24 protein-coding genes are annotated in these 26,758 nt (G+C 63.9%); 8 read left to right on the plus strand and 16 right to left on the minus strand.

Annotation, left to right across the window (positions count from 1 at the left end):
- Positions 1 to 64 precede the first annotated feature (64 nt).
- Positions 65 to 973 carry a LysR family transcriptional regulator gene (locus tag ABIB00_RS05915; protein WP_247345960.1) on the plus strand — a complete coding sequence of 303 codons (909 nt, stop codon included), beginning with the start codon at positions 65 to 67 and terminating at the stop codon, positions 971 to 973.
- Between the two features lie 156 nt (positions 974 to 1,129).
- Here the strand turns inward: ABIB00_RS05915 and ABIB00_RS05920 are convergent, their stop codons facing one another.
- The gene (locus ABIB00_RS05920; RefSeq protein ID WP_247345957.1) at positions 1,130 to 1,750 is read right to left on the minus strand and encodes a TetR/AcrR family transcriptional regulator; all 621 of its coding nucleotides are present in this window, start codon (positions 1,748 to 1,750) and stop codon (positions 1,130 to 1,132) included.
- A gap of 59 nt (positions 1,751 to 1,809) precedes the next feature.
- Positions 1,810 to 2,349 (minus strand): PaaI family thioesterase, encoded by a 540-nt coding sequence (locus ABIB00_RS05925; protein WP_354103692.1) that lies wholly within the window; start codon positions 2,347 to 2,349, stop codon positions 1,810 to 1,812.
- Between the two features lie 155 nt (positions 2,350 to 2,504).
- Between ABIB00_RS05925 and ABIB00_RS05930 the strand changes: the two genes are divergently transcribed.
- The 3 genes from ABIB00_RS05930 to ABIB00_RS05940 all read left to right on the plus strand — a co-directional run bounded on the left by ABIB00_RS05930 (position 2,505) and on the right by ABIB00_RS05940 (position 6,018).
- The gene (locus ABIB00_RS05930) at positions 2,505 to 3,275 is read left to right on the plus strand and encodes an enoyl-CoA hydratase (RefSeq protein ID WP_354103693.1); all 771 of its coding nucleotides are present in this window, start codon (positions 2,505 to 2,507) and stop codon (positions 3,273 to 3,275) included.
- Between the two features lie 140 nt (positions 3,276 to 3,415).
- Entirely contained in the window at positions 3,416 to 4,612 is a 1,197-nt protein-coding gene (locus tag ABIB00_RS05935) for an acetyl-CoA C-acyltransferase (RefSeq protein WP_354103694.1), read from the plus strand.
- A 110-nt stretch (positions 4,613 to 4,722) separates the two neighbouring features.
- Positions 4,723 to 6,018 carry an MFS transporter gene (locus tag ABIB00_RS05940; protein WP_247345944.1) on the plus strand — a complete coding sequence of 432 codons (1,296 nt, stop codon included), beginning with the start codon at positions 4,723 to 4,725 and terminating at the stop codon, positions 6,016 to 6,018.
- Here ABIB00_RS05940 and ABIB00_RS05945 read toward each other — a convergent pair.
- From ABIB00_RS05945 to ABIB00_RS05975, 7 genes are all read right to left on the minus strand, one after another.
- Positions 6,015 to 6,170, minus strand: a complete 156-nt coding sequence (locus tag ABIB00_RS05945) for a hypothetical protein (RefSeq protein WP_354103695.1) — start codon at positions 6,168 to 6,170, stop codon at positions 6,015 to 6,017. The genes ABIB00_RS05940 and ABIB00_RS05945 overlap by 4 nt on opposite strands.
- A 720-nt stretch (positions 6,171 to 6,890) precedes the next feature.
- Positions 6,891 to 7,454, minus strand: a complete 564-nt coding sequence (locus ABIB00_RS05950) for a hypothetical protein (protein WP_354103696.1) — start codon at positions 7,452 to 7,454, stop codon at positions 6,891 to 6,893.
- A 244-nt stretch (positions 7,455 to 7,698) separates the two neighbouring features.
- Positions 7,699 to 9,405 carry a response regulator gene (locus tag ABIB00_RS05955; protein WP_354103697.1) on the minus strand — a complete coding sequence of 569 codons (1,707 nt, stop codon included), beginning with the start codon at positions 9,403 to 9,405 and terminating at the stop codon, positions 7,699 to 7,701.
- Positions 9,402 to 10,916: an ATPase domain-containing protein gene (locus tag ABIB00_RS05960; protein ID WP_354103698.1), complete on the minus strand. Its 1,515-nt coding sequence runs from the start codon at positions 10,914 to 10,916 to the stop codon at positions 9,402 to 9,404. Before ABIB00_RS05960 ends, ABIB00_RS05955 begins: the two co-directional genes overlap by 4 nt.
- A 244-nt stretch (positions 10,917 to 11,160) precedes the next feature.
- On the minus strand, positions 11,161 to 12,858 hold the full coding sequence (locus tag ABIB00_RS05965; protein ID WP_354103699.1) for a GMC family oxidoreductase: 1,698 nt from the start codon (positions 12,856 to 12,858) through the stop codon (positions 11,161 to 11,163).
- A gap of 106 nt (positions 12,859 to 12,964) precedes the next feature.
- The gene (locus ABIB00_RS05970) at positions 12,965 to 14,524 is read right to left on the minus strand and encodes an acyl-CoA carboxylase subunit beta (protein ID WP_354103700.1); all 1,560 of its coding nucleotides are present in this window, start codon (positions 14,522 to 14,524) and stop codon (positions 12,965 to 12,967) included.
- The gene (locus ABIB00_RS05975) at positions 14,454 to 15,428 is read right to left on the minus strand and encodes an IclR family transcriptional regulator (RefSeq protein WP_354103701.1); all 975 of its coding nucleotides are present in this window, start codon (positions 15,426 to 15,428) and stop codon (positions 14,454 to 14,456) included. Before ABIB00_RS05975 ends, ABIB00_RS05970 begins: the two co-directional genes overlap by 71 nt.
- A 94-nt stretch (positions 15,429 to 15,522) precedes the next feature.
- Here ABIB00_RS05975 and ABIB00_RS05980 point away from each other — a divergent pair, with 94 nt between their 5' ends.
- The 4 genes from ABIB00_RS05980 to glsA all read left to right on the plus strand — a co-directional run bounded on the left by ABIB00_RS05980 (position 15,523) and on the right by glsA (position 21,056).
- Entirely contained in the window at positions 15,523 to 15,744 is a 222-nt protein-coding gene (locus ABIB00_RS05980) for an acyl-CoA carboxylase biotin carboxyl carrier protein subunit (protein ID WP_354046776.1), read from the plus strand.
- Between the two features lie 166 nt (positions 15,745 to 15,910).
- Positions 15,911 to 17,077, plus strand: a complete 1,167-nt coding sequence (locus ABIB00_RS05985; RefSeq protein WP_354103702.1) for a TAXI family TRAP transporter solute-binding subunit — start codon at positions 15,911 to 15,913, stop codon at positions 17,075 to 17,077.
- 36 nt (positions 17,078 to 17,113) lie between these two features.
- On the plus strand, positions 17,114 to 19,186 hold the full coding sequence (locus ABIB00_RS05990) for a TRAP transporter permease (protein ID WP_354103703.1): 2,073 nt from the start codon (positions 17,114 to 17,116) through the stop codon (positions 19,184 to 19,186).
- Positions 19,187 to 19,208: 22 nt separating this feature from the next.
- Positions 19,209 to 21,056 (plus strand): glutaminase A, encoded by a 1,848-nt coding sequence (gene glsA, locus ABIB00_RS05995; RefSeq protein ID WP_354103704.1) that lies wholly within the window; start codon positions 19,209 to 19,211, stop codon positions 21,054 to 21,056.
- A 16-nt stretch (positions 21,057 to 21,072) separates the two neighbouring features.
- Here glsA and ABIB00_RS06000 read toward each other — a convergent pair whose 3' ends face one another.
- The 7 genes from ABIB00_RS06000 to ABIB00_RS06030 all read right to left on the minus strand — a co-directional run bounded on the left by ABIB00_RS06000 (position 21,073) and on the right by ABIB00_RS06030 (position 26,758).
- Positions 21,073 to 21,375 (minus strand): nucleoside triphosphate pyrophosphohydrolase family protein, encoded by a 303-nt coding sequence (locus ABIB00_RS06000; protein WP_247345910.1) that lies wholly within the window; start codon positions 21,373 to 21,375, stop codon positions 21,073 to 21,075.
- Positions 21,376 to 21,401: 26 nt separating this feature from the next.
- On the minus strand, positions 21,402 to 21,929 hold the full coding sequence (locus ABIB00_RS06005; protein ID WP_354103705.1) for a carboxymuconolactone decarboxylase family protein: 528 nt from the start codon (positions 21,927 to 21,929) through the stop codon (positions 21,402 to 21,404).
- A 492-nt stretch (positions 21,930 to 22,421) separates the two neighbouring features.
- On the minus strand, positions 22,422 to 22,781 hold the full coding sequence (locus ABIB00_RS06010; RefSeq protein ID WP_247446810.1) for a Zn-ribbon domain-containing OB-fold protein: 360 nt from the start codon (positions 22,779 to 22,781) through the stop codon (positions 22,422 to 22,424).
- The gene (locus ABIB00_RS06015; RefSeq protein ID WP_354103706.1) at positions 22,778 to 23,914 is read right to left on the minus strand and encodes a thiolase family protein; all 1,137 of its coding nucleotides are present in this window, start codon (positions 23,912 to 23,914) and stop codon (positions 22,778 to 22,780) included. The genes ABIB00_RS06010 and ABIB00_RS06015 overlap by 4 nt, the downstream gene beginning before the upstream one ends.
- Entirely contained in the window at positions 23,911 to 25,134 is a 1,224-nt protein-coding gene (locus tag ABIB00_RS06020; RefSeq protein WP_354103707.1) for a CaiB/BaiF CoA transferase family protein, read from the minus strand. Before ABIB00_RS06020 ends, ABIB00_RS06015 begins: the two co-directional genes overlap by 4 nt.
- A 119-nt stretch (positions 25,135 to 25,253) precedes the next feature.
- The gene (locus ABIB00_RS06025) at positions 25,254 to 25,460 is read right to left on the minus strand and encodes a hypothetical protein (protein WP_354103708.1); all 207 of its coding nucleotides are present in this window, start codon (positions 25,458 to 25,460) and stop codon (positions 25,254 to 25,256) included.
- Positions 25,461 to 25,588: 128 nt separating this feature from the next.
- Complete coding sequence (locus ABIB00_RS06030; protein ID WP_354103709.1) at positions 25,589 to 26,758, minus strand: acetyl-CoA acetyltransferase; 1,170 nt, start codon at positions 26,756 to 26,758, stop codon at positions 25,589 to 25,591.

Here is a 26,758-nt window from a genome sequence, read left to right on the forward strand (position 1 = left end):
AAATCCTATCAACCTGCATTTTATAGGATTCAAGTCTGAGATAATGCACCATAGATGTGCGAAAATGCTGGATCAAGGCGCTATCGACTGGGACGACTTCCGTTTTGTGCTGGCCATCGTGCGGGGCGGCTCGGTTTCGGCTGCGGCAAAACAGCTCGGCGTCGACCATGCCACCGTCATCCGCCGCGTCGACCGGCTGGAGAAGCACCTCTCGGCGAAGCTGTTTGACCGGCGCAAGACCGGTTACCTCCTGACAGAGGCCGGGCAGCGCGTCGCCGACAGCGCGGAAGCCATGGAATCGACCATCGTCGCCAACCAGGAGCAGGTCGGCGGCTCCGTGGCCCGGCTGACCGGCACGGTACGGATCGGCGCGCCCGACGGTTTTGGGACTGCGTTCCTGGCGCCGCGGCTCGCGCCCTTCGCCGACCGCTATCCCGACCTCGATCTGCAACTGGTCGCGACCGCGCGGCTGTTCAGCCTCTCCAAGCGCGAGGCCGATATCGCCATCAGCCTGACCATGCCGAAGGAAGGCCGCATCGTCGGCCGCAAACTGCTCGACTATCGCCTCGGGCTCTATGCCGCGCCCGCCTATCTCGACCGCTTCCCGAAAATCACCTCGCGCGAGGTCCTGCCGCAGCACCGCTTCGTTGGCTATATCGAGGAGCTGCTGTTCACGCCCGAGCTCGATTATCTGCCGCAGGTGTCGCCGAAGATCTCCGCACGTTTGCGCAGCGCCAATCTGATCGCGCAGCTCAATGCCACGCTCGCAGGCTTCGGTATCGCTGTCCTGCCGCACTTCATGGCGGCCGACTATCCGCAGCTGATTGCGGTACTGACGGAAGAGGTCTCGATCACCCGCACCTTCTGGATGCTGATGCACGCCGACAGCAAGGACCTCGCGCGGATCAGGGCTGTGGCGGATTACATCAGCGAGATCGTCGAGCGCGAGCGGGCGCTGTTTGCGGGGCGGTGAATTCGGGGTGTTGAGAGCCCAACTGCCAGATCCTCATGGTGAGGAGGCGCGCAGCGCCGTCTCGAACCATAGAGGCCGGTATCTCACCCGCGACCATCCTTCGAGACGACCGCTTCGCGGTCTCCTCAGGATGAGGCCTGGAGCCTCTGGCTGTCGCTAATTCTGCTTCGCCTTCTTCGCCGCCGCAGTCTTCGGCTCACGGCGCGCGCCATCCAGCGCGCTCTCCCTGCCCGTCTTCAGCACCTCGTCCGACAGCTCGCTCGAGCCGGCGATGCGCGCCAGCAGCATGGTGCCGGCCATGGTGGTCAGCGTCGCGATTGCCTGCTTGCGCGCGGCCTTGCGCGGGAGGTTCGGGATGAAGTCGGTCATCATCTCGATCATCTCGTCGAGCTTGCCGGCAAAGGCCTTTCGCGTTTTCGGGCTCTCGCGGGCGATCTCGGCGCCCAGCGCGGGGATCGAGCAACCATGGCCGGGATTGTCGCGATGGAGCGCTGAGAGATAGGCTTCCGCGATCAGCGCCAACCGCTTCTCCGGCGCGACCTCGTCGGTGATCTTGCGCCAATGGTCCATCCCGCGATCCATGGCGTAGCCAAACGCCTCGATCACCAGCGCCTCGCGGGAATCGAAATGCGCGTAGAAGCCGCCATGGGTCAGGCCCGCTTCCTTCATGAGGTCGGCGACGCCAATGCCGTGGGCGCCCTTTTCGCGCAGCCGCACGGAAGCCTTCTTCACGATACGGTCGTGTGTTTCCTGCTTGTGTTCCCGGGAATAGCGCATGCTGGTCTCATTGAATGTCGAAGATCATCTCATAACACAGAAATGGACCAGGCGGCGCATTAATTCATGTTTAAGATATTGCCGATCATCGAAAAGGTTGCAGTTGCATGCACCGCAAGCGCCCCCTTGCCGTCGCGCACAAAACCTTCGGCGTAGCTGCTCTGGCGTCCCAGCTTGATCACTTTACCTTCGGCCGAGATCAGCCCGGAACGAACCGAGAGCGGACGCAGGAAGGTCATTTTCAGGTCGAGAGTGACCGAGCTATGCCCGGCCTCCAACCGGGTCGAGATCGCACAGCCCATGGCAGTATCGATCAGCGCCGCGGCGGTCGCCCCGTGCAGGAGCCCGATGGTATTTTCGAGATCCTCGCGCGGCTCCAGTTCCATCACGATCCGGCCCGGTTCGACCACGGCCATGGTGAAGCCGATCAGTTTTGCAAAAGGCGGCGGCGGCAGGCGGCCGTCGCGGATGCCCATCATCGCATCCATGCCCGATAGCCCCATGGCCGCCTTTGCGATCGGCGCGGGCACTTGCCAGTCCACGACACGCTCGCGCCGTTGCGCGGGTGAAAACAGGTCGGGTTGATCGTTGTCGGGCATGGATACTCCATTGCATGATATATATCATACTATATCGCGGACTTCGCGCCGGCAACTCCGCCTCCCCACCGCTTGACAACCAATGCGTTTCGGCTCGGAAGTGATCCCGAACGGCGTACCTTTGCGCAACGTCCACGAAACTCAGAGATCCCATCATGGAAATGCTCAACCACCACTGCGGCGTGACGCGCGACGCGCGCGGCGTCGTTCATGTCGCGATCTGCAACGCCGGCTCGCTCAACATCCTCGGCTCCCCCGTCACCGACGCGGTCCGCGAAGGTTTGCAGAAGCTCGCGACTGATCGCAGTATCCGCGTCATGGTGCTGCGCGGCCAGAGCGAGAAGAGCATGATCGGCGGCGCCGACATCAAGGAGATGGTGAAGCTCGACCAGGCATCGGCCGAAGCCTTCATCAGCCGCCTGCGCGATCTCTGCGAGGCCGTGCGCGCCTTCCCCGCCCCCGTGATCGCACGCATGCCGGGCTGGTGCCTCGGCGGCGGGCTCGAAGTGGCCGCGGCCTGCGACTTCCGGATTGCCGCGCATGATGCGCATTTCGGCATGCCGGAGGTGCGCGTCGGTATCCCCTCGGTGATCCATGCCGCGCTGCTGCCGCGCCTGATCGGCTGGGCCCGCGCGCGCTGGCTGGTGATGACCGCCGAAAACATCGACGCGCCGACGGCGCTGGCCTGGGGTCTGGTCGACAAGGTCGCGCCGGAGGGCGGACTCGACGCGGCCGTCGAGCAGCTCGTGCAGGCGCTGCTCGAATGCGGCCCCGAGGCGCTGCGTTCGCAGAAGGCACTGCTTCGGCAATGGGAGGAACTGCCGCTGACGGAGTCGGTAAATTTGAGCGTGAAAGTGTTCGGCCAATCGTTCCTGACCGACGAGCCGACGCGGCTGATGCAGGCGTTCGTCAACCGGAAGCGGTAGGTCTGCCCCACAGCCTCCTCCCTTCGAACGAGCAAATCTCATCCGAGCCACGACAATTTCTCATGCTGGACGCGGTTGCATTTTTTGCGCCGCATCATATGATGGTCATAATCTTACCCACCATCGCAGGGAGTCCCGCCATGGCCGAAACCGCCGATCCTGTCGTCATTGTCTCCGCCGTCCGTAGCCCGCTCGGCCGTTTCATGGGCGAGTTGTCGCCGCTGCCCGCACACAAGCTCGGGTCGCATGTGATCGCCGCGGCGTTGGAGCGTGCGAAGCTCGCGCCGGAAAAGGTCGACGAGGTCTTCATGGGCTGCGTGCTGCCGGCCGGCCAGGGCCAGGCCCCGGCGCGCCAGGCTGCGCGTGCAGCCGGCCTGCCCGACGCCACCGGCGCGACAACCGTCAACAAGGTCTGCGGCTCCGGCATGAAGGCGACCATGTTGGCGCACGACATCATTCGCGCCGGTTCGGCCGAGATCGTCGTCTCCGGCGGCATGGAGAGCATGAGCAACGCGCCGTATCTGCTGGCGAAGGCACGCGGCGGCTATCGCGCCGGCCATGACCGCATCATCGACCACATGATGATGGACGGCCTCGAAGACGCCTACGAGACCGGCCGCTCGATGGGCGATTTCGGCGAGGCGACTGCGGAAGCCTATCAGTTTACCCGCAAGGACCAGGACGCCTATGCGATGGAGACACTGAGCCGCGCGCGCAAGGCGGTCGAGGGTGGCGCGTTCAAGGCCGAGATCGCGCCGATCACGCTGAGCGAGAAGGCAGGCCTGCGCATCGTCGCCAATGACGAGCATCCGCTGAAGGTCGATCCCGCAAAGATCCCCGGGCTGAAGCCGGCATTCCGCGCCAACGGCACCATCACGCCGGCGGCCTCCTCCGCCAACGCCGACGGCGCCGCCGCGCTGGTGCTGACGACGCGGTCGCTCGCCGATCGCAACGGCCTGCCCGCATTGGCAGAGATCAAGGGCCATGCCACCCATAGCCAGGAGCCGCAATGGTTCACCACGGCGCCGATCCCGGCGATCCGCAAGCTCCTGGACAAGGTCGGCTGGAGTGCCGGCGATGTCGATCTGTTCGAGATCAACGAAGCCTTCGCCGTGGTGGCGATGGCGGCGCAGCGCGATCTCGGCATTCCCCGGGAGAAGCTCAACATCAACGGCGGCGCCTGTGCGCTCGGCCACCCCATCGGCGCCACCGGCGCACGGCTGATCGTGACGCTGCTGCATGCGCTCGAAGCAAAAAACCTCAAGCGCGGTGTGGCGGCGCTCTGCATCGGCGGCGGCGAAGCCACTGCGATCGCGGTGGAGCGCCTGACGCATTGACGTAAAAGTCCGGAAATGAGGGAACTCCGTCATTTCCGACAGACGCGTCCCGTGCCATTCTGCAAACTCGCGCAGGTGTTTCAAATCCTGCCCACCAAGATTGAGGCCCAATGATCTCGAACTGGCTCGCGGCAACACTGGGCCGCCGCAATATTCATTACGGCTGGGTGATGGTCGGCGTGACCTTCCTCACCGCGCTGATCAGCGCCGGCACGGTCGGTGCGCCCGGCGTGTTCATCATTCCGCTTCAGAAAGAGTTCGGCTGGAGCACGGCGGAGATCTCGTCCGCGCTGTCGATCCGCTTCATCCTGTTCGGGCTGATGGCGCCGTTCGCTGCCGCGCTCCTGAACCGCTACGGCCTGCGCAACGTCACGCTGCTGGCTCAGCTCATCGTCGTCTCCGGGCTGATCCTGTCGCTCGGCATGACAGAGGTCTGGCAGCTCGTCGTACTGTGGGGCGTCGTGATCGGTCTCGGCACCGGCATGACCGCGCTGGTGCTGGGCGCCACCATTGCGACCCGCTGGTTCGCGGCGCGGCGCGGCCTCGTCGTCGGCATTTTGACCGCGAGCGTCGCCACCGGCCAGCTCGTCTTCCTGCCGCTGCTTGCAAGCCTGACCGAACGATACGGCTGGCGGCTTGCACTCGGCTTTGTCTGCATCGCGCTCTGCGTTTCCGCTCTGGGAGTTCTCCTTGTGATGCGGGACCGCCCGAGCGACGTCGGCCTGCGCCCCTTCGGCGACGAAGGCACCGAGCCCCTGCCCGCCCCACCGGTCAGCCATGGCTCGATCACGGCTGTGGCACTCGGCACGCTGCGCGACGCCTCGAAGTCGCGCGCATTCTGGGTCCTGTTTGCGACCTTCTTCGTCTGCGGCGCATCCACCAACGGCCTCGTGCAGGTGCACCTGATCCCGATGTGCCTCGATTTCGGCATTCCGCAGGTGCAGGCTGCCGGTCTGCTGGCTGCGATGGGCATCTTCGACTTCTTCGGCACCATCATGTCGGGCTGGCTGTCGGACCGCTACGACAACCGCTACCTTTTGTTCTGGTACTACGGCCTGCGCGGACTCTCGCTGATCTTCCTCCCCTTCAGCGATTTCTCGTTCTATGGGCTCTCGATCTTCGCGATGTTCTACGGGCTCGACTGGATCGCAACCGTGCCGCCCACGGTGCGCCTCACTGCGCAGAAATTCGGACCCGAGCGCGCCAATCTGGTGTTCGGGTGGATCTTTGCCGGCCACCAGCTCGGCGCGGGCACCGCCGCCTTCGGCGCCGGTTTTTCGCGGACGGTGTATCAGAGCTATCTTCCCGCCTTCTTCATCGCCGGCGCACTCTGCGTGTTCGCCTCCTTGATCGTGCTGACGCTCTCGCGACAACCGAAGCCAAAGCCGCAAGCCGCGATGGCCTAGTACCTGATCGTGGTGGTGACGCCGAAGACCGCAGCCTCGACGTCGAGATTGCGCGCGCCGCCGCAGTGATATGGACCCCGGCTCTGCAGCGCACCGTCAAAGCGACGCTGCGCTGCGTCCGGGGCGCGAGACTGCGCATAAATTTCTTCCATTCAGAACGCATGGCTTCTCAGAACGCACGGCTTCTCAGAACGCATGGCTTCGCATTCTCGCGGCTCATTTCGCCCGAGCTTTGCTCTCTTCTTCGCACCCTCTCGCAAAAAAGGGCGCAGGGAAGGCCGGGCGCCGGCTGGCACCCGCAGTGCCGTGTGCGAACAAGACGCGCACGGGGTGGACCACAGGTGACGCCGAGCAATCGGCCTTCCCTGCGCGAATGGTTTTACGGCTTATGACGCGCTCTCCCCGGGGAGCGATGCACTATTGCCCCCGTCGCCTCGCGGATGGCTGATGTGCTGGCCCGGTTGGGCAGCAGCATCACCACAAGACTTGACGCACAGACCCCGGGCGTCAGGACCACACGATTTTGCCGTCCGCGCACCTCCCCGCCCCTGTCCCCGATGCCTGGCGTGCGCTCGCCATCGAGACCGAACGGGGACGCTGTCAGCGCCGTGTCGTACCGCGTGTGCAGTTGCTCACGGGAACACCCGCCCTGCAGCTTGCCCAGCGCGCCGACGCAGTCGCGGCCACCGCCTCCCGGCCCGCGTCTCGTGACGATCGCGAAACGCCCTTGTAGCGGGCCGGGATGAGCGCAAACTACGCCTTATCCGAACTTCTGTAAATACGAATATTATTCCAGCGCAGGCTTGACAGGGTGTTTTGCCCGACGGCTCCACGGCTCGTTACGTGCCCCCTGCCCTTGGCCGGCTGGTCTCTCAAGTGACCGAACCGCCGCGCGGGTTGACGATCGTATACCCACGCAATGAACGCGCATGCATTCGAGTCGCGTGTCCGCCCGAGTTGGCGTCGTAGGCCAACCAGGTGTCCCCTCCCAGGTGTTGTTCGAGGACGAACACATGTCCGCGTCGGGCTGCGACCATTCCCGGTGCGGGTGATGTCCGCGGAAAGCGCAGCCAGTTCGCCGCATGATTCAACTCCGGCACGATACGGCCGAACACGCGCAGAGCCGCGCCGCAGCCGCAGAAGGAGGAAGGGCAACCTGCCGGACGACTGCCGACAATGCGAGCCTCAGCGATGCTCGCCGTCGCGGCGCCGCCTGCATCGGTCACTGTCAGTTGCGTCGCGCGATAGGCTTGTAGTGAGGACCTGGAAATTAGCGAGGACCTGGGAATCCGCTCACGGCGCGTTTGCGAATACGAAAGGTCGCAGGGCATCGTGACATTGCATTCGGGTGCTTGATGAATGCGATAGGGCCGTGCTTCGGAAGCGACGGAGCTAAAGGCAACAATTAGACACGCAGAAAGAACCGGCTTGAACATTGCAGGGCTCCAAATTGGAAGGCCTCTGCCCCGGCACGAGAAACCAACAACAGTTTGGCTGAAATGGGCTCAAAGAGCGGCTGAAAGTGGCTGCCCTTACAGGCCGCTCCCTGCAATCATCATAAGCCACACGTAGCGACGGGCATGATTCTCGCAGAACGCGAATGCTTATCGTTGCAACTGAGACGCGGCTGCGTGTGCATTCGCTACTGACGCCGGACTGCAAGCCGATCATGAGGCCCAATCACGACGCCCCAGAGCGCTTGCTTTCCGCGTCAATTCGAAAGTCCGACTTGGCTGCGCCGAGCGCTGCGGCGAGTTCGTCGATGTGGTAGGGTTTCGGCAAAATCTGGACGCCGGCCGTTTCGGCGTCGCGAACCGCGGCTTCGGCGTATCCGCTCGTCAGCAGAACCGGGATGTCGCTTCGCCGTCTCTTGATCTCGCGCGCGAGTTCGACACCGTTCATGCCGCCCGGCATCATGATATCCGAAAACACCAGATCGACGGAGCGGCCGTCCGCCAGGGCACCGAGCGCCGCCGCAGCACTCGCCGCGCGCGTGACCTCGTAGCCGAGTTGCGCCAGCATCTCGCTCACCAGCGCGGCGACCTCGTCATCGTCTTCGACGAGGAGGATCCGGCCATGGTTGGCCTTCTTCGGCCGCGCCCTGTTCAGATCGATGAAATGGCGTTCACCAGAAGGGATGTTCCTGGATCGCGGCAGATAGAGCTCGATGCTGGTGCCCTCGCCGACCGTCGATTTGATTCGAACCGTCCCTCGTGACTGCGTCGCAAATCCGTGGACCTGGGCAAGCCCCAGGCCCGAGCCTTTCCCGACATCCTTGGTCGTGAAGAACGGCTCGAAGACCCGCGCCAGGATCTCCGGGCTCATTCCAACACCTCTATCGACCACGGACAGACGAACGTAATCACCCGCGATCTCGTCCTCGGTCAGGCCGGCCAGGTTCTCGCCACGGACAACGATCGTGCCACCGCTCGGCATCGCATCGCGGGCGTTGACCGCCAGATTGAGAATGACCAGTTCGAGCTCTCCCGGATCGACTTCCACCGGCCAAAGACTATCCGGAAAATCGAACTCGACGTGAACGTCGCCTCTCAGGCTCCGATCGAGCAATTCGCGCATGCCGCCGATCTGCGATGCGATGTCGACAGCCACGGGCCGGAGCTTCTGCCGCCGCGAAAAAGTTAGAAGCTGCCTGGTCAAGCCGGCACCGCGCTGCGCCGCCTGGACCATTCCTTCCATGAGACGACGCCGACGATCAGGATCTGTCTGCCGGTCGAGCAAATCGAGGCCGCCGGAGATCACCATCAGCAAATTGTTGAAGTCGTGAGCTACGCCGCCGGTCAATTGTCCGATGGCCTCGATCTTCTGGGCCTGACGAAGGGTCTCCTCGACGCGGGCGCGCTCTTCCATTTCGGCCCGCAGATGCTTGTTGGCCTCCTCGAGCGCACGGGTGCGCTCGACCACGAGCTTCTCGAGCTCCTGGGCCGTCCGCTCGCGCGCCTGCAGCAAGGTTCGAATTTCATATTGCCGCCGGCGGGCCCGCATTGCGGATTGAACCGCGCTCGTCAGCGTGATCGGCTGAACCGGGCGTTCAAGCAGCGAAACGTTGCGGAGTGTCTCGACGATACTGCGGCGCCAGGCAACCACCGCCGGCTGCTCCCGATGGCTGGTGAGAATGACAAAGGGCAGGTCAGACCAGGGCGGCTGCCTCTCGATCCAATGTGCCAGCGGCTGGGTATCCTTCCCGAACAACCCCTCCTCGGCCAGAAGGACCGCGCCCACGCCCGCCGACATCTCGCTGACCAGTTCAGGGAGACCTCGACAATTGATCGCTACGAGATTCGAATTACGTAAAAGCTCGACCGATGCCGGTCCATCGCGGCCGATCGGGGCAAACACGAGAACGCAATGATCGCGGGCAGCGCTCATTCCGCCGGCCCTTCTGGTATCTCCGTGCCCGTATAACGTGGATTTCCGGAGAAGATGCCGCTGAACTCGCTCAGCGGAGGACCCAGCGTGATGCCGGCACGGCCAAGGCGAAACTCGCGGATGGTATTTTCATGATTGCCGCTGCGTTTCTTCACGACCGAGAGGGCACGCCGCACCGTTCCGCCGACCTCGAAATAGCGCAGCATGAGCACGGCATCGCTCAAATAGCTGATATCGAGAGCCGTTTCCATCGGGCCGACCAGCCCATGTTGGGCGAGGATCAGGACGGTCAGCACGCCTTTTTGCGCGAGATAGCTCAGGAGCTCATGCATCTGGAGGATGAGAAATCGCTCATCGGGCATCGCGTTGAGGTAGCCGTTCAGACTGTCGATGACGACAATTCTGGCGTTATCCTTTTCGACGCTCTTGCGCACATTGGCGGCGAATTCCCCGGGGGACAGCTCGGCGGGATCGATCTGTTGAAATCGGATGAGTCCCGATTGCAGGTAGCTTTCGAGGGGCATCCCAAGCGTTCGAGACCGGGCTTCCACGGTGCCGCGACCTTCATCGAAGGCAAAGAACACCGCATGCTCACCGCGTTCTGCCGACGCGATCGCATAGGTCAGCGCGAGAGACGACTTGCCGACACCGGCGGCGCCCAGAAGAAGCGCACTGGTGCCGCGCTCGAGCCCTCCTCCCAGAAGGAGATCGAGCTGCGCGTTGCCGCTGGGCGTGAACTCGCCGACAAACGAGGCGTGATGCTCCGCCGCCACCAGACGGGGGAATATCCGCACACCTCCCGCTTCGATCGTGAAATCGTGGAAGCCGCCGCGAAACCGAATGCCGCGCATCTTGATCACGCGAAGCCGCCGGCGCTCTGCTCCATAATCGATGGCGAGCTGTTCGAGCATGACGACGCCGTGCGCGATCGAATGGAGTTGCAAATCGTCCTGGGAGGACGAGAGGTCGTCGAGGAGAATGACCGTGCAATTGCGGTTGGTGAAAAAGTGCTTCAGGGCCAGAACCTGGCGCCGGTACCGCAGCGGGTTCTGCGCAAGAAGGCGCAGTTCGGACAGGCTGTCCAGCACCACGCGCGCGGGATTGATCCGTTCGACTGCCTTGAATATCAGGCCGGTCGTTTCGCTCAGCTCCATTTCGGCGGGATGGAAGACGGTGAGCTCCCGGTCCGGATCGAGCGTCGTCTCCGGCGGGACAAGTTCGAAGATGTCGACACCTTGCAGCGACCAGCCGTGCCGCTGCGCCACCAGCGTCAGCTCACGCTTGGTTTCCGACAAGGAGATATAGAGCACGCGTTCACCGCAGCGGGCGCCCTCAAGGAGGAATTGAAGCGCCATGGTGGTCTTGCCCGAGCCGGGCCGACCCTCGTAGAGATACATACGATTGGGATCGAGCCCGCCATAGAGGATGTCGTCGAGGCCCTGACTGCCGGTCGAGATCCTCGGCAAATCTCCGGACTCGCTGGTTTGGGCCCCGCTCGAAGAATCGGTCATAGAACCCCCTGAAGGTCTATCGCCAAAAAAGACGCGCCCTGGCCCGGTTCGGGGCCGCGCAGCCTAGCGCCCCGGTTCCAAGCCGAAAGGCGAGATTTGGCAAAGAACGCCCGAGATCGGTTCCCGGTTCCGCATCAGGACGGATGCCCCAGACCGTCCCTGCGGAACAGCTCCGGGTATTCTCCTGCATAATTTCAGCTTCTACCGCCTGATTCGCGGCGGACGGCGCAAAAAGCGAACCGGCTCACTGCATCATCGCAGCCGCGATCTTCTCCGCCGACATCAGGACCGGAAAGTTGGTGTTGGCGCAGGGCACCACCGGGAAGATCGAGGCGTCGACGACGCGCAGTCCCTGCACGCCCTTGACGCGGCCCTCTGGATCGACCACCGCCATCGGATCGTCGGTCCGGCCCATGCGGCACGAGCAGGAGGCGTGCCACACGCCGATGGTCGCCTTCCGCACGAAGGCTTCCAGCGCCTCGTCGTCGTTGATCACGTCGTCGAAGGTAAAACCCTCGACCACGAAATTGTCGATCATGTAGTGGCGCAGCGCCGCCGGCCCGTCCATCAGGGCCGCGGCGATTTTTGTCAGTATCCGGTTCCTGGTGTTGACCACGCCGATCTTGCGCACGCGGTCGGTATAGGAGGCCGGGAACGGCTTGTCCGTCACGGCCCTGACGACGTCGCTCATCTGCACGGCCGCCATCTTGCGGAAACCGCTCATCAGGCGATCGAGATCGCGGCGGTCCGATAACAAGTTGAACTCGACGATCGGCTCGGCTGCCGGGTCGCGCGAGGCGAGCTTGACCTGTCCGGTCTCGGAATAGGTCTTGTTGACGAACGTCAGCAGCGATCCGATCTGCTCGCCGACCGCGTGCCAGGCCGATTTGCTGAGCAGGACGACGAACATGTCGCCTTTCGGTACGCCTTCGAGCCCTGATGAATAACGCAGGCCAAGCTGCATGTGGCGCCTGGTGTGCTCGTTCATGCGCGCGCCGCGGCGGACAAAGGACGACAGCGAGATCGAGGGATGATCCATCAGGCGCTGGCCGACACCTTGCAGCCCCATCAGGACTGGAATGCCCATATCCTTGAGGTGACCGACCGGGCCGATGCCGGCGCGCAACAGATGCGCCGGCGAATGGATGGCGCCGCTGGAGAGAACGATTTCACGGCCGCGGAATTCCTGCTCCCGTCCGTCGACAGTCGCCTTCACACCGACGCACCGCGTGCCTTCGAACAGCAGCTCTCTGACTTGCGTGTTGGTGGAGATCGTCAAGTTGGCGCGCTTGCGCGTATCACGATCGAGATAGCCCATCGCGGCCGAGACGCGTTGCTCGGCCTGGTTGGAGTGCGTCACCGGGAAAAACCCGTCGAGGAACTCGCCGTTCTGGTCGGCCAAGTATTGGTGGCCGGCCTGCTGGAAGGCGTCGGCGAACGCCTGCGAATGTCGCGTCCAGTGCTCCCGCGGGATCCGGCGAACCGGGATCCGACCGTCCTTGCCGTGGTACGGACCGTCGAAATCGAGATCGCGCTCGACCTTCTTGAAGAAGGGCAGCACGTCATTCCAGCTCCAACCCGCGGCGCCGCGCGCTTCCCATTCGTCGTAATCGGTCGGCGCGCCGCGGTTGGCCATCTGGCCGTTGATCGAGGAGCCGCCGCCGAGCACGCGCGCCTGCTCGTATTTGCGTAAGGGCGGACGTCCCTCGTTCGGATTGTTGTGGCTGACGATCTGGGTCGTGACCTTGAGCTCGGTCCAGTGGAAGCGCGGATCGAAATAGGCCGTGCCCGGATAGCTGTCCCTGATCTCGGCCGGCTCGTCGCCGGGCGGCGTGTCCTGTCCGGCTTCGCAGAGCAGTATCTTGTTGGCGCTCTTTGCGGAGAGCCGGTGGGCCAGCACGGACCCCGCCGAGCCGCCGCCCACGATAATGAAGTCGTACACGATTGGCGCTTCCTCTTGTTCTTGTCCGGGGAGCGTAGCGCGTTCTTGTTTTGAGGTCACGCCATCGCTGCCGCGGCAAAGCGCGAGCAGCCCTCGACGGCTCTGCTTACGGCCTGATCGTCATGCTCTCCGGCGGCCCGGGCTTGCGCAGCGGCTCCGCCAGTCGCGCGAACTCGCACAGCAGCGACCTCGTCTTCCGGGGATCGATGATCTCCTCGACCCAGAACTTTTCGGCGGAGCGGAACGGCGAGCGCAGCTTGTTGAGGCGCTCCTGGATCTCCTTCAGCTTCGCCGGGGAATCTTCGGCCGCGTCGATGTCGGCGCGGTAGGCGGCTTCGATGCCGCCTTCGAGCGGGAGCGAGCCCCAATAGGCCGAGGGCCAGGCGTAGCGGATCGAGAAGCGGTCGGCCGGCTGATGCACCACGCCGGCGACGCCGAAGGCGTTGCGCAGGATCACCGTGCACCAGGGCACCGTGGTCTGGTTGACCGCGGCCATGGCGCGGACGCCTTGACGGATCGTGCCGGCCTTCTCGGCATCGAGGCCAATCATGAAGCCGGGGCAGTCCATGAGATAGACGATCGGCAAATGGAAGGTCTCGGCGAAGTCGACCCAGCGCACCACCTTCTGGCAGGCATCCGCGGTCCAGGAGCCGCCGTAGTGAAAGCTGTCGCTGGCGAGCAGCATCACCGCCCTGCCCTCGAGCCGCGCGAGACCGACGATAACAGGCTTGCCGAAATTCCTGGCGACCTCGAAGAACGAGCCCTTGTCCACGACCGATTCGATGATCGGCCGCATCTTGTAGACCTGCTTGCGGTTACGCGGCACCGCGTTCATCAGCGCCTCATCGGTGCGCTCCGGATGGTCGGTGCAAGGCAAGGTCGGCGGCAGCTCGTAGACCGACGACGGCAGATAGGACAGGAATCGCCGCGCGCAGGCAAAGGCCTCCTCCTCGGTGTCGACGGCATGATCGACCGCGCCGGCGCGGGTCTGGATGTCGGCGCCGCCGAGTTCTTCCTTCGAGAGGTCCTGCCCCAACGCCTTCACCACCGGCGGGCCCGCGACGAACATCGCGGATTTTTTGGTCATGATTGAATAGTGGCTGGCGGCAAGACGCGCGGCACCGAGCCCCGCGACCGAGCCGAGGCCGAGCGCGACCACAGGCACGCGCGACAAATTCTCCGTCGTGAAGCGATACCAGCGTGTGCCGCCGATGCCGCCCGGCAGATTAGCTGCGCCCTTGGTCTCGATGGTCTTGACCGAGCCGCCGCCGCCGGAGCCTTCGATGATGCGCACGATGGGCAGACGGAAGTCGTGCGCCATCTCCTCCGCCATCAACGGTTTTGCGGAGATGGACGCATCCGCCGAGCCGCCGCGCACGGTAAAGTCGTCGCCGACTACGACGACGGTGCGGCCATCGACGCGCGCGCGGCCAAACACGCAGTTCGCCGGCGTCAATTTCTGCAACTCGCCGCTGGAATCGTATTCGCCGATGCCGGAGACGGCACCGATCTCGTGAAAGCTGCCCTTGTCGGTCAGTCTGTCGATACGCTCCCGAACAGTCAGTCGGCCCTGGTCATGCTGACGCTTGACCTTGTCAACGCCGCCCATCTCCCGCGCGAAGGCTTCGCGCCGGGCGAGCTCGTCGAGTTCCGGCTTCCAGTTCATTCACGCCCTCCGAATTGATCGGCTTGTTATTGTTGTGCACGGCCATTGCGACCGGTTTGCGCGAGATGCGATTGTTGAAGACGTCGCCTTCCGCGCCGTCCATCAGGCTGCCGAGCGAGCGGCCGAGCGCGACCATCAACGGAGCGACCTCGGCATGCAGACGCTGCTCGTTATACATCGACGACAGAAGACCGATCGTGATCACCACAAAAGTCTGGTACTGCGGCGACCAGATCGGCACCGCGAGCCCGTTGATGTGCGGGCTCCACAGGCCGCAGGCCACGACATAGCCGTGATCGCGTAGCGACTGTCGATTGGCTTCGATGCGGGGCCGCAGGATTTTCGCAGCCTCGGGGGCTTCCCGTTCCATATCCGTGATGAAGGCATCGCCGATCTCCGGCGCCAGCGCAGCGGTGTAGGCTGCGCCCGCAGCGGTCGACGCCATCGAGATACGGCTGCCGGTGCCCTCGTGCAGGCCGAGCGCCGAAGCCGAGCGCGCGAACTGGAGATAGACCAGATGAAAGCGATCGGGCACGACGAAGCCGACAGTACCAGGCAGTTGCTCGGCGACTTCCTGGAGCCGCTGGCGGATCATGCTGCGCAGCTGCGCGCCCTTCATCATCGAGGCGCTCATCGCCACCGCACTCGGCCCGATGCGATATTTTTGATCGCGTGGCAGATAGACCAGCTGTCCCATCCGCGTCAGCGTGTGCGTGAGCCGCGACACCGTCGAGCGCGGCAGGCCGCAGCGATTTGAAATCTCGAGATTGCCGAGCCTGATCTCGTGGCCCTCGAAGCATCGCAGCACGTCGAACGCGCGCGACACCACCTGGATGACATCACTCTCACCGGCATCGCCGGCGAGCGCACCCTGTCTACTCAACCGCTCTGAACGTCGTCCCATGATCCCTACCGCTTGTTCCGCTCTGCGGAATTAAATTCCACTTGCGGATGACGCTACCTCAGGCATTTTGCGACGACAACAAAAAGGCGATGGCATGCCAAATATAAAAATCGTCACTGAGGTCGCGGGACGCATCTGCGCAATGCCCGTGCAAGTTGGAGGAACCGTTGCGGATGGCGACGAAATTGTGGTGGTCGAAGCGATGAAGATGGAGATACCTGTGCCGTCGCCCGCGAGCGGCACGATCACATCGCTTCTGGTGAAGCTCAACGACGTCGTTGCCGAGGGACAGGCGATCGCGATCGTCGCGAACTGACCGCATTATCCGCAGCTTCCGCGACAATCTGTCAGCCTCATTGCTGAGTTCGCGGTACGGCGTTGCCATCGCTTCATCGCGATGACATGATCTGTTTCAAACAAACCCTGTTTCAAACAAAGAAAGAAAATCTTCGCGGCAAACGCGAGGATCATTGGAGGGAAACATGCTTCGTGGGCTGATCATGCTCGCGCCTGCCTTGGTGGCGGGCATTTCTTTTGCGTCTACACGCTATGCAGCCGCCGAAGACATCAAGCTGCCGGCAACATTGACGTTCACCGCCTATGACACCGGCACCGCCGGCTTCAACATCGCGGTCGGCGTCGGCAAGATGATGAAGGACAAATACTCGACCGACGTGCGCGTGCTCCCCGCAGGCAACGACGTCGCGCGTCTCGCGCCGCTGCGCGCCAAGCGCGCGGTCTCGTCCGCGATGGGATCGGGCTCCTACTTCGCGCAGGAAGGCGTGTTCGAGTTTGGAACCAGAGAATGGGGCCCGCAGCCGCTTCAGATCATGCTCTCGTCGGTCGACTGCAACTGCGGTACGCTTGGCGTCGCCGCCGATGCCGGCGTGAAGGATCTGAAGGACCTCAAAGGCAAGCGCGTCGGCTTCGTCGTCGGCTCGCCGGCGCTGAACCAGAATTCGCTCGCGGTGCTCGCCTTCGCCGGATTGACTCAGAAGGACGTCAGGATCGTCGAGTTCGCAAGCTACGGCGCGATGTGGAAGGGCCTGATCAACAACGACACGGATGCGGCCTTCGGCACCACCATCACCGGCCCCGCCAAGGAAGCCGAGACCTCGCCGCGCGGCCTGATCTGGCCGCCGCTGCCCGCCAACGACAAGGAAGGCTGGGCGCGGATGCAGAAGGTCGGCTCGTTCTTCTTCCCGCAGACCGCGACCTGCGGCGCCGGCATCTCGCCGGACAAGCCGATAGAGCTCGGCAACTACCCCTACCCGATCTTCGTCGCCTACGCCTCGCAAGCCCCCGACCAGGTCTATGCGATGACGAAGGCGATGATCGTGAACTACGATTCCTACAAGGACTCCGCACCCGGCGCCGGCGGGCTCGCGGCCGATCGCCAGACCAAGAACTGGGTGGTGCCGGTACACCCCGGCGCGGTGAAGGCGCTGAAGGAAGCCGGGCAATGGAGTGACGCGCAGGACACGCACAACAACAAGCTGATCAAGCGCCAGGAGGTGCTTGGCGCAGCGTGGACCGACTACGGCAAGTCCAATCCGCCCGCGGATGACAAGGCCTTCCTCGACGGCTGGATGAAAGCGCGTGCCGCGGCGCTTGCGAAGGCCGACATGCCGAACGGGTTCGACGAATAATCGTCAACGGTTAATTGCCCACGCGCGGGGTCGATCATGTCTGCTTCAGTCTCCACCGCCCCGCAGGACGAGGCCAAGCGGGTCGTGTTCGACGATCCGCATGGCGCCGCCGGCAACATGCAGGAAGCGGAGGTCACGCGCGTTCGCAGCTTGCGCGGCGCCTGGCGCTGGACGCTGGTGACCGCGACCGCCGCGACCATCCTGCTCTGCATCAACCAGCAATTCTCGCTGCGCTTTTTTGTCGGCTACACCCAGCTCAACACGGAGTACTTCTATCTCCTGATCGCGCTGATGCTGCCCTTCACGTTCCTGATCTTCCCGGGAACCACGCGCGCGCCGCTCGACCGCATTCCCTGGTATGACCTTCTCTGCTTCGTCGTGACCTTTGCCGCCGCGCTGCTGCTGATGTCGAACGTGCGCAAGGCCGCGGAGGCCGGCTGGGAATTCGGCGGCGCGCCGAACAGCGTCATCGCCGCCGGCCTCGTGATGTGGGTGATGCTGATGGAGGCGCTGCGCCGTACCGGCGGCTGGAGCCTGCTCCTGAGCGTGCTCCCCTTCACGGTCTATCCGCTGTTCGCAGAGGCCGGCTGGCTCGGGCCGTTCCGCGGCACGCAATCGACGCTGGAGCAGGCGACCGCCTATCACGTGCTCTCGGGCGAGAGCCTGCTCGGCATTCCCATCCAGGCGTTTGCCGACACCGTGATCGGCTTCCTGGTGTTCGGCACCGCGCTGATGATGACCGGCGCCGGAAAGTTCTTCATCAACCTCGCCTTCGCGCTGTGCGGCACGTTCCGCGGCGGCGCGGCGAAAGTCTGCATCTTTGCCAGCGGCCTGCTCGGCATGATGTCGGGCTCGATCATCTCCAACGTGCTCACTGCCGGCACCATGACCATCCCGGTGATGAAGAAGAGTGGTTTTCGCGCCTCCTATGCCGGCGCGATCGAAGCCTGTGCCTCGACCGGCGCGGTGCTGGCGCCGCCGGTGATGGGCGCGACCGCCTTCGTGATCGCGCAGTTCCTCAATGTCAGCTATGCCGATGTCGCGATCGCGGCCATTATTCCCGCCGCGCTTTATTACATCGGGCTGTTCATGCAGGTCGATTCCTATGCCGCACGACACGGGCTGAAAGGCATCCCGCGCGCAGAGCTGCCGCGGGTCATGGATACGATCCGGGACGGCTGGTACTACGTTTTCGTGATCGCGCTCCTGATCGTGATGCTGCTCTACTTCAAGCGCGAAAGCCATGCGCCGTTCTATGCCACCGCGCTGCTTCTGGTCCTCAACCAGCTGTTCTCGAAGGACACACGTTGGACTGTCGCGACCATCGGCAAATTCCTCGAGGTCAATGGCCGCACCTTCGTCGAGCTCGTCGGCATCCTTGCCGGCTGCGGCCTGCTGATCGGCGCCTTCTCGATGACCGGCGTGGTGTCGAGCCTCGCCAACGACCTGCTGCGCATCGCCGGCGACAATCCGTTCTTGCTGCTCGGCATGTGCGCCCTCACCAGCCTGATCCTCGGGCTCGGCCTGACCACGACGGCCTGCTACATCTTCCTCGCCATCCTGGTCGCGCCCGCGCTGGAGAAGCTCGGGCTGAACAAGATGGCCGTGCACATGTTCATCTTCTACTGGGGCATGCTGTCGTCGATCACCCCGCCGGTCGCGATTGCTTCATTCGCAGCCGCAGGCATTGCCGGCTCGCCTGCGATGAAGACGGGCTGGGAATCGATGTGGGTCGGGAGCATCATCTATTTCATCCCGTTCTTCTTCGTGCTCAATCCGGCGCTGGTGCTGCAGGGGGAAAGCCCCTATCTCGCCGGCCTCGGCCTGATGGCGCTTGCGGCGTTCGGCACGCTGTTCATCTGCGGCGGCATCCAGGGCTACCAGCCCTTCGTCGGCGATCTCCGCGGCGCCGGTGCGCTGGAATGGCCTATTCGCGTGCTGCTGGTGATCGGCGGGTTCGTGGTGGCCACCCCCGGCGGCGGCATCATGCCGCTGTCGCAGATGCAGGTGACGCTGCTCGGCCTCGCCATCCTCGTGCCCACGGCTTTGCTCGCCCTTGTTCTGGTCCGGCGGCAGACCATGGTGCCGTACGGGTTGCGCGTGCCCTGATTGCGTTGCACAAAGAGAGGCGATGAAACCGCTTTCGCCGCTCGCCACCGCCTGGACCCGCTCAAAGCCGCCTTTGCTGCGGTTCCTGGACAATTGCCTCAACGAATTCTCGGCGGAGATCTCGGGCGCGGTCGCCGACTACATTCCCGAGCTGAGCAAGGCCGATCCAGCCCATTTCGGCATCAGCCTCGCGACCCTGGACGGCCATGTCTACGAGGTCGGCGACTCCAGGGTGCCCTTCACCATCCAATCAATGTCAAAGCCGTTCGTGTTCGCGCTGGCGCTGGATCTGCTCGGCGCGAACAGGGTCGAGAGCGCGATCGGCGTCGAGCCCTCTGGCGATCCGTTCAACTCGATCCGGCTCAATTCCGAAAACCATCCGTTCAACCCGATGGTCAATGCCGGCGCGATCGCCTGCACCGGGCTGATCTACGACAGCAAGGGCGCAGACGCCTTCGAGCAGATTCGCCTCGCGCTTAGTCGTTTTGCCGGGCGCGACCTCGCCCTGGACGAGGCCGTCTACGCTTCCGAAAGCCAGACCGGCGACCGCAACCGCGCCATCGGCTATCTCCTCAAGACCAATGCGGTGATCTCGGACAATGTCGCTGCCGTGCTCGACGTCTACTTCCGGCAATGCGCGGTGCTGGTCACCGCGCGCGACATCGCGGTGATGGCGGCAACGCTCGCCAACCGCGGCGTCAATCCGGTCACGGGCGAACAGGTGCTGACGCCTTACGCGATCTCGCGCACGCTGTCGGTGATGACGTCGTCGGGCATGTACGACTATGCCGGCGAATGGATCTACCGGATCGGCATCCCCGCCAAGAGCGGTGTCGGCGGCGGGATTCTGGCCGCCCTTCCCGCCCGCCTCGGGCTCGGCAGCTATTCGCCAAAGCTCGACAAGCACGGCAACAGCGTGCGCGGCATCAAGGTCTGCGAGGCGCTGTCCTCGCATTACGACCTTCACATGCTCAACCGCAGTGACGATGCGCGCAACGCCGTCATCGCCGACTACGACATCGGCAAGAGCCCGTCGCGGCGCGTGCGCCGTCCGCAGGAGCGCGATATTCTCGCGGCGCACGAGCAGGAGGTGCGGATCATCGAGCTGGTCGGCACGCTGTCGCTATCGGCGGTCGACTATGTCTCGCGCCGGCTTGCGGGCCGGCCGCGGCCGCAATTCGTGATCTTCGATCTGCACCGCGTCACCTCCACCACGCGCGCGGGTGCGCGGCTGGTCGCCGAAGCGTTCGAGGAGCTCGCGGCGCTGAATGTGACCGTCGTGCTGTCAGGCGTCAGGCGCGCCTCCAAGGAATGGGACAGCCTGCGGGAATGGACCGCCGAGCTGAAGAACGTCCGCGATTTCTACCTGCTCGACACCGCGATCGAATGGGCCGAAGACCAGATCGTCTATCGCCATGGCGGATCGATCGATTTCCACGAGACCACCGAGCTTGCCGAACAGCCGCTGCTAGCAGGCATGAGCGAGGAAGAGCTGACCGACCTCGCCTCGATTTGCACGATCCGGACCTATGCATCCGGCGCGAAGATCATCACGACAGGCGCTGCAGCCGATTCCCTGTTCTTCCTGCGCAGCGGCGCGGTGCATGTCACCCTGCCCGACGGCGTGCGGCTGGCAACGCTGACGGCCGGCATGGCGTTCGGTGAGATGGCGCTGATTGAGACCACCCGCTCCGCGGACGTGTTCGCGGACATGGCAGCGACGGCGCACGAGGTGCAGCTGAAGGACTTCGAGCGCTTCCGCAAGCAGCATCCTCACGCCAGCGAACGCATCATGCGCAATCTGGCGCAGCTTCTGGCCGAGCGTCTGATTGTCGCCAACGCCAAGGTGGATATCCTGACCTCGACCTGAGCGCGATGGTTGCGGCTCAGCGGCTCGCCGCCTCGCTCAGCCGCCGATTGATCTTGGCCGCACTCGCCTTGAGCAATTCGGATGGCTTCTGGCCGGTCGCCGCACACAGGCAGGCCCAGTAATAGATGACGTCGCCGAGCTCATCGACGAGACCTGCCTGATCGAGCCAGTCGTCGCGCAGCAATTTCTTGATGTGCTCGGCGACCTCGCCGGATTCGCCGGCGAGGCCGAGACCGAGATAGGACAGCCGCTCGTTGGACGGATGCTCATCGACTTTCGCAATGCTCGCGGCCCAGGCCGTGTATTCATCGATCGTCATCGCCAGACCTCGCCGCAGTTTTTGGATCAGCCCACCACTTCCGTCACAGGCTGAAGATCGATCTCGAACGTCTCAAGGAATTTCGAGGTCATGATGTAGAAGCCGACCGAGAGCTGCAATTCAACCAGCGCGGCCGGCGGCAACTTCGATGAGATCGCCTTGAAGGTCACGTCCGTCGGCTTGTTCAGCTTGACGATCTCGTCGGTGAAGGCGAGCGCGGCGCGCTGTGTCTCGTCGAAGCAGTTAGCTGACTGCCAGTTCTCGAGCGCCTCGCTCTGCTCGTCGGTGACGCCGACATTCTTGCCGATGCGCTTGTGCGCGACGATCTCATACGGCGCCTCGCACAGAATTCCAGTGCGGGTAATCGCGAGCTCGCGCACGATGGGGTCAAGTTCGCCCTTGTGGCGGATGGCGCCGCCCAGGCGGCAGTACTGCTCGAAATAGCTCGGCGAATGCGACATCATCCGGAAGATGTTGGCATTGCGGTTCTTGTCGAGGATTTCGCGGGTGCGGTCGGATGCCTTCGACGGGTCGCTATAGTTGATGCGGGCCATGATTTTCCTGATGTTTTTGTCGAAGGCTTCTCGGAGCCTTTGATGCTCATTGTCGTTGCCGGCGAAAGTTCCCTGAAACTCTATTCGCGGAGAGACGCAGGAGCAACAACATCGAGTCAAAATGCCGCCGCATTGCTGATCGACCTTGGCACAATCGATATTCGCTGCGTGGGGACTAGATCGCAGCGGATACTCGAAGTGGGGTGTTCCGAGTAAAATAATTGGCCGTCCTTGCGCTCACCGCGCATCGATGAGTCACGCCCAAGTCTAGGGAGAAAAGGCATGAAGGAAGCCACCAAAGGGGCGGCCTCGGAGGCGCTCGCGCATATGCTGGCCGTGATGGCTATGCTCGTCATCGCCAGCATCTTGTTCTACGGGCGTTAGGTAGAGTTTTTGCGTTTTCGTCATTCCGGGGTGGCTCTCGCACAGGCCAGGCCCAGAACTCCCGTTCCAGGCTCGGTCCCTTGGACCGCCCCCGAATGACGAATCCCACTATTTTCCCTTCGTGAAGAACGGCATCAGCTTTCCGGCAAACGGCTTAAAGCTCGCGACGACCTCGTCGCCGATGGCGAGATCATTCTCACCATGCGCCATCATGCGAAACCCTTCGGCGCAATCGACCAGCAGAATATTGTAGGGCACGTGCGCGCGCGTCTCAGGCGTGGCGGCACGGCAGACCAACGATGTCGCGTACACCCTGCCCTTGCCGCTGGCGCGCGCCTCGCGCGGATCGGACATGCCGCAGGCCGCGCAGAAAGCGCGACGGAAATACTGCACATGGGCGCAGGCGGTGCAGGTCTGATAGGTGACCGCCTCTTCGCCCCTGGTCCAGTCCGCTAGACGCTCGCTCATCGCACCCGCTCCAAAAACATGCTGACGTGGGACGACAGCACGCCGCCGTCGCCATGCAGCAGCGCGATCGAGGCGTCACGCACCTGGCGGATAGCAGCCCGCCCCGTCATCTGCAGATGCGTTTCGACCAGATGCGCCATGGCGCCGCCAACGCCGCAATGGCCGTAGCTGAGCAAGCCACCATGGGTGTTCAGCGGCATCGCGCCATCGCGGCCAAAATGGCCTGATCGTACGCGGGCGGCTGCCTCGCCGCGCGCGGCAAGCCCGAGGTCTTCCAGCAGCATGGCGAGCGTGATGGTAAAGCTGTCGTAGATGGCGGCGTAGCGCACGTCGGAGATCGCAAGGCCCGTGGCCTCCTTGGCGCGGGCGACGGAGATCTCGGCGCCGAGCTCGCTGAGGGCGGGCGCAGCGGTAACATGCTGATGGGTATGCGCCTGGGCACAGCCGCGAATGCGTACGCCGGCCTCTCCCGTCCGCTCGCGGCTGATGACGAAGGCGGCGCCGCCGTCGGAGACCGGGCAGCAGTCGAGCAGTTTCAGCGGCATCGCCACGGGCTTCGAGGCCATGACGTCAGCGACCGTGATAGGATCGTGAAATTGCGCCCCGGGATGGGTGCAGGCGTGTGCGCGCATCAGCACCGCGAATTCGGCGAGGTCTTCTTCCGTCACGCCGTATTCGTGCATATAGCGGGTAGCGACGAGGCCGTAATAGGCGGGAATGGTCGGCCCCAGCGGCACCTCGTAGTCGGGATGGCCGACCTGCGCCAGCGCCTGGATCGAGGCATCGCGGCTCTGCCCGGTGAGGCGGTTCTCGCCGCCGACGACCAGCACATTGCGGGCGACGCCTGCTTCGACGAGATGATGGGCGAGCATGGTCATCGCGAGGCCGGTCGCACCGCCGACCTGGACGGCATGGGCATAAGCCGGACGGATGCCAAAATGCTCGGCGAAGACAGTCGCCAGCATGATGTGCGGCGAGACGGTGGAGTAGCCGCAGAGGATGCCGTCGATCTCGGCGCGCTTGAGCTCCGCATCGTCGAGTGCGGCCTGCGCGGCTTTGCTCATCAGGTCGAGCGAGGATGAGCCTTCGTGCTTGCCGAAAGATGTGAGGCCGACGCCCGTGATGAAGCTCATGGCAGCACCTGTGCATCGTCATTCCGAGGCGACGAACGGGTGACGCCGTCGCGGACCAGCGCGTCGATCTCGTCCGCGGAATAGCCGATCTCGCGCAAAATCTCCGCGCCGTGCTCGTTGAGCCGCGGCGCCAGCCGCACCGGCTCGGCCTCGGTCTCCGACCAATTGGCCGTCACCTTCATGCTGCGGATCGGCCCTTCGGTCGGATGGTTTACGACCGGGAAGAAGTTCGTGGCGTCCAGATGCTCATCGTGCAGCATCGATGCGAGGTCGTGCATCGGCATCACAGGCACATCGGCCCTGGTGAGCAGGTCGATCCATTCCGCAGTGCTGCGCGTCTCGAAGATGCGCGCGAGTTCGGCATAGACGGCGTCGATGTTGGCGGCACGGCCGGCAAAGCTCGCAAATTTCGGATCGGCGCGCAGATCGTCGCGGCCCGTCGCCTTGAAGAAGTTCTCCCACTGCTTGTCGTTGTAGACAATGACGCTGAGATAGCCGTCCGATGTCTTGTAGGGCCGGCGGTCGCGCGAGAGGTGGCGGGCGTAGCCGCCCTTGTCGAGCGGAGGCTCAAAGGTGAGCCCGCCCATGTGGTCGCCCATGACGAAGCCGGCCATGGTCTCGAACATCGGGATGTCGACGCGCTGGCCGCGTCCGGTGCGGTCGCGGTGCACGAGGCTGGCGCAGATCGCGCCGACGGCGGTGAGGCCGACAATGCGATCGACCAGCGCGTTCGGCACATAGCGCGGCACGCCGTCACCGGTCTGCGCCATCAGCGCCGGCAGCGCGGTCGCGCCCTGGATCAGATCGTCATAGGCGGGCTTTGCGGCATACGGCCCGTCCTGGCCGAAGCCGAACACGCCGGCATAGACCAGACGCGGATTGATCTTGGACACAACGTCATAGCCGAGCTGGAGCCGTGCCATCGCCTGCGGACGGACGTTGTAGACGAGCACATCGGCGTCCTTCAGCAGCCGCAGCACGGCCTCGCGGCCGGCGGGCTTCTTCAAATCGAGACAGATCGAGCGCTTGCTGCGGTTGGTGTTGAGGAACACCGGGCCCATGCCGGCGTGACGCATCGGGCCGATCAGGCGGGTGACGTCGCCGTCGAGCGATTCCACCTTGATGATGTCAGCACCGTAGTCGCCGAGCATCTGGGTCGCATAGGGCCCCATCAGCACGGTTGTCATGTCGACGACCTTGATGCCCTTCAGCGGCCCCATGGTTCGCTCCCGATTGCGCGGGGCTCTAGAAAGCGGCCCCGCGATTTCGGTCCAGCTAAAGGCAGCAGCGCCGCGCGCGCAAGGGCGGCCGGCGTATGGCCGCATGCGCTGCGCGTCCGCTATTTCTTCTGGCGGGATTCACGGATCTTGATGAGACGGTCGAGTTCGTCGTTCTGCTGGTTGATGCGGTCGGCGATCCGCGACTCGTTCTGCTCGCCCGAGGCCGCCGCGGCCTGTTCGATGAGCTGCCTTATATTGTCCTCGAGGATCGCGATGCGGTCGTTGAGTGCATCCATCGACAGCGATTCTTCGTAGTCATTGCTCATGATGCATTTCCCGCGAATCAATCAGAGCCGTACGGTGGGCAAAGCGAAGCGTGCCCACCATGATCTAGCGCAAACAAGTTGGCGGGCACGGCGCTTGCGCGCCTTTGCCCGCCCTACAAGGTCGGAGCTTACTTCAGCGGCTCCAGCACGGAGACGTAGTTGGCGACGGCCGCGCCCCCCATGTTGAAGATGCCGCCGAGTTTTGGGTTGTTGAGCTGCATGCCTTCGGGCGCCTGGCCTGCGAGCTGCATCGCGGTCATCACGTGCATGGAGACACCGGTGGCGCCGATCGGATGGCCCTTGGCCTTCAGCCCGCCGGACGGATTGACCGGCAGCTTGCCGTCCTTGAGCGTCCAGCCTTCCTTGATGGCGCGGGCGCCCTGCCCCCTCGGCGTCAAGCCCATCGCTTCGTACTCAATCAGCTCGGCGACGGTGAAGCAGTCATGGGTCTCGACGAAGGAGAGATCGGACAGCGTGATCCCGGCCTGCTCCAGCGCGCGCTGCCATGCGACCGTGCAGCCTTCGAACTGGAGGATGTCGCGCTTGGACATCGGCAAGAAATCCTGGGCGTGCGCGGTGGCGCGGAAGCCGATCGACTTGCTCATGGTCTTGGCGGTCTCGGCGTCGGCCAGCACCAGTGCGGCTGCGCCGTCGGAGACGAGCGAGCAATCAGTGCGCTTCAAGGGGCCGGCGACGTAAGGGTTCTTCTCGCTCTCGGCGCGGCAGAAATCGAAGCCAAAATCCTTGCGCATCTGGGCGTAGGGATTGGCGACGCCGTTCTTGTGGTTCTTGGCCGCGATCAGCGCCAGCGCATCGGACTGGTCGCCGTATTTCTGGAAATAGGAGCTGGCGATCTTGCCGAACACGCCGGCGAAGCCGCCGACGGTGTCACCGTCCTCAGGCAGGTAGGATGCCTTCAACAGGTTCTTGCCGATCTCCGGCCCCGGCGTGCGCGTCATCTGCTCGACGCCGACGACCAGCACGATCTTGGCCGCACCCGCAGCAATCGCACGCACGCCCTGATGCACGGCGGCGGAGCCGGTGGCGCAGGCGTTCTCGACGCGGGTGGTCGGCTTGAATCGCAGCTTCGGGTCGGCCTGGAGCACCAGCGAGGCGGTAAAATCCTGCGGCGAGAAGCCGGCGTTGAAATGGCCGAGCACGATCTCATCGACGTCGGACGCGGAGATACCGGCATCCGCCATCGCCTCATTGGCGACGCGCGTGACGAGGCTTTCGACGGTTTCGGTGTCGAACTTGCCGAACGGCGTATGCGCCCATCCAACGATGCTGGCGGTCAT

The organism is Bradyrhizobium sp. LB14.3, assembly GCF_040547985.1.
Lineage (GTDB): Bacteria > Pseudomonadota > Alphaproteobacteria > Rhizobiales > Xanthobacteraceae > Bradyrhizobium.